Origin of the sequence: Candidatus Pelagibacter sp. HIMB123 (genome assembly GCF_052048195.1) — a bacterium.
Classification (GTDB): domain Bacteria; phylum Pseudomonadota; class Alphaproteobacteria; order Pelagibacterales; family Pelagibacteraceae; genus Pelagibacter.
In genome coordinates this window covers 1-3,079 of record NZ_JBNAIL010000006.1, presented here as the reverse complement: position 1 = coordinate 3,079, position 3,079 = coordinate 1, and the positions used below count along the sequence as shown (strand labels likewise).

The 3,079-nt window shown below is 26.4% G+C and carries 2 protein-coding genes and 1 tRNA gene; 2 read left to right on the top strand and 1 reads right to left on the bottom strand.

Annotation, left to right across the window (positions count from 1 at the left end; genetic code table 11):
- Positions 1-104: 104 nt before the first annotated feature.
- A complete protein-coding gene (locus tag ACTTBL_RS01390) occupies positions 105-755 on the bottom strand; it encodes a DUF4956 domain-containing protein (protein WP_440643285.1) in 651 nt (216 codons plus the stop codon).
- 110 nt (positions 756-865) lie between these two features.
- Between ACTTBL_RS01390 and ACTTBL_RS01385 the strand changes: the two genes are divergently transcribed.
- Positions 866-950: transfer RNA gene (locus ACTTBL_RS01385), tRNA-Leu, on the top strand.
- A gap of 10 nt (positions 951-960) precedes the next feature.
- The coding region (tig, locus tag ACTTBL_RS01380) for a trigger factor (RefSeq protein ID WP_440643284.1) at positions 961-3,079 on the top strand (2,119 nt) is incomplete at its 3' end.

The window sequence follows — 3,079 nt, the reverse complement described above, 5'->3', positions numbered from 1 at the left end:
TGTCAAAATTTCCTTCACAATTTTCTATAATATTTGCAGTCGATGAATTTGCAATGTAGAAAATTAAAATAACTACCAAAATTAATTTTTGGTAAATTTTTTTTTTAAGCATAGGTAATATCAATTTTATTGATATTATTATTTGTCTCAATTGAACTTTTAAGTTTCTTTAATTCATTTTTATTTTCAAAACCTAGACGATAAAATATTTCGTTTGTTTCTTTTTGAACAATCATATTTCTCAAATTTTCGTTATTTTCTAAAATCTCAATTTTATCTGAAGCACTAATTTCAATTATGTTTAAATCCACACCTTCGTTAAAGGATGTGGTATAAAATGATTTATTTAATTTTTTGTATATTATTTGAATTAATTTTATTGAAAAAATAGATCCCACAATTACCAAAACAAGCAGTATAGCCCATTTAGTTCTTACACTTGCAGCAATCCCAATTGTAATAAGTGCAAAATACATAATCAACTCAAGTGGACTTTTTACTGGATTTCTGAATCTTACAATTGACATTGCACCTATCATACCTAATGAAAGCGCTATATTTCCTGTAATTGTTTTTGTGATTACGTATGTTATAACAGGTAAAATAACAAAACCCATAGTTTGTTGATAAGTTTTTGCCCAAGCTTGACCTGTAAGTGTTAATGAAAACCTCATAATTATCCCACTGATAATTAAAAGAGCAATTGCCTCAGCAACATCAATCGAACCTTGTTGTGAAAAATTTAAAAAATCCATATAAAATATATTAACACTTTAATATAATATAAAAATCAAATACTAATTAAACTCCTTATAAATCTAATTGGACAAATAGTTTCAATCATATATAAGACCTTATAATTTGTGGGGCGATGGCGGAATTGGTAGACGCGTTGGTCTTAGGAACCAATATGGCAACATGTGAAGGTTCGAGTCCTTTTCGCCCTACCATTAAGATATTATGAAAATTACAGTAGAAAATAAAAAAGGTTTAAATAAAGATCTTAAAATTTTTATCGATAAAGAGACAATGAACTCTTATATGGATGAAAAATATGAAGAGATCAAAGGTAGTGTAAATCTTAAAGGATTTAGACCAGGTAAAGTTCCAAAAGAAATTTTAAAAAGACAATTTGGTAAAGCAGTTTTCGGAGAAGTCTTAGATAAAGTTTTAAAAGACACATCAACTAAAGCACTACAAGAAAAAAAGATTAAACCAGCTGGTCAACCAAAACTTGACTTAAAGACATACGGTGAAGGAAAAGATTTAGAATATGTTTTGTCAGTTACAGAGTTACCAAAAGTAGAAATTAAATCTTTAGAAAATATTAAATTTGATAAATACAACGTAAAAATTGATGAAAGTGAAACAGAAAAAAGAATAAAAGAAATAGCTAAAAACCAACCAAATTTTAAAGAAGTAAGCGCTGATACAAAAGCCAAAAAAGGTGATTTAGTATCTTTAGATTACAAAGCAACTGTTGATGGTATGGATTTTAAAGGAAGTGAGGGAAAGAATACTCAGCTAACTTTGGGCAAAGATTTATTCTTAAAAGGTTTCGACGATCAATTAATTGGAGTCAAAAAAGGTGATGAAAAAATTGTAGAGGCAACTTTACCAGAAAATTTCCCTGAAAAAGAATTAGTAAATAAAAAAGCTAAATTTAGTTGTAAAATTTTAAGCGTTAAACAATCAGAAGAAGTAAAAATTGATGATAATTTTGCAAAAAATTTAGGAGCAAAAGATTTAAAAGATTTAAAAACATTAATTTCAAAACAAATTAATGACGAATACAAAAATTCTTTAGATCAATTATCTAAAAATCAAATTTTGAGAGAAATTGAGAAAATTAAAGTAGAAGAGGTGCCAGAAAATTTAATTGAAGAAGAGGTAAAAATTCTTTCCCAAGGTATGTCGGAGGAAGAAGCTAAGAAAAATAAAAAGGACTTTGAAAAAAAAGCAAAAACAAGAATTAAAACTGGATTAATTTTAAATGAGTTTGGTGAGAAAAATCAAATTAAAGTAACAGAACAAGAAGTTCAGGCTGAAGTACAAAAACAACTAAGAATGATGCCTGGACAAGAAAAAATGGTTATGGATTTTTATCAAAAAAATCCTTCTGCATTAGCTAGTTTAAGAGGAACCGTATATGAAGAAAAAATTGGAAAAAAACTTTCAGAACTACATGGTGGGTTATCTAAACAAACAAATGTCAATTGGGCAATTAAAAGTGATAAGCATTTAGAAATATCAGAAGAGGCCCTAACCCAACTAAACAAAATTTATCTAAAATATATAAATGAATCTCAATATGATTTTATTTACAATTACTCTCTTTTTCATTTAGATAACCATCTACTTTCAAATAATAATAAGGATCAAATTGTTGAATGGGATATATTTCAGGCAATATCGTTAAGCATAAGTAGAGGTCATGGTTTAGCTGGGCATAATCGAAAATTTTATTGGAATTCAATTAAACAATTTTTTGAACCAATTTATTATGACGGAAATGTCTATTTGGATTGGCGTTTACCAGCGATGCAAATCCCTTTACGTTCTATTTCAATTGAAAATATAATTGAAGCAAAAAAGAGGATTCAAATAATTAATATTGAAGAACTACAAAATGAAATAAAAAAAAGGGGATCAACATATGACAAACCAACAGTGGAGAGAAAATTAATAAATATTACTAATAATTTAGATAGATTAATAGAAGATATAAATAAAAATGAATATGAAAACTTTGTTATATTGAGTGTTCTAAAAAATTTTGATTTTAGACAGAAACATTTAAACTTTAGCAATAAGGAAATAAATTATTTTGAAAATATAAAAGAACATCGAGTTTACTTTAAAAAAAGAGGCACTAACTTATCTCAAGATGATTGGGAGAAATATATTGAATTACATTTTACTATAGTGCCTAATTTAAAATTAATTCTAAATAATTCTAAGAAACAAAATTACTATGAATGTGAAAAAAATAAAATTAAATTGAATTGTCAAAAAATTAATTTCAAAAATAATGAAATCAAAAGACTATTAAGTGGTAAGCTAGAAAAGGATAAAAAAA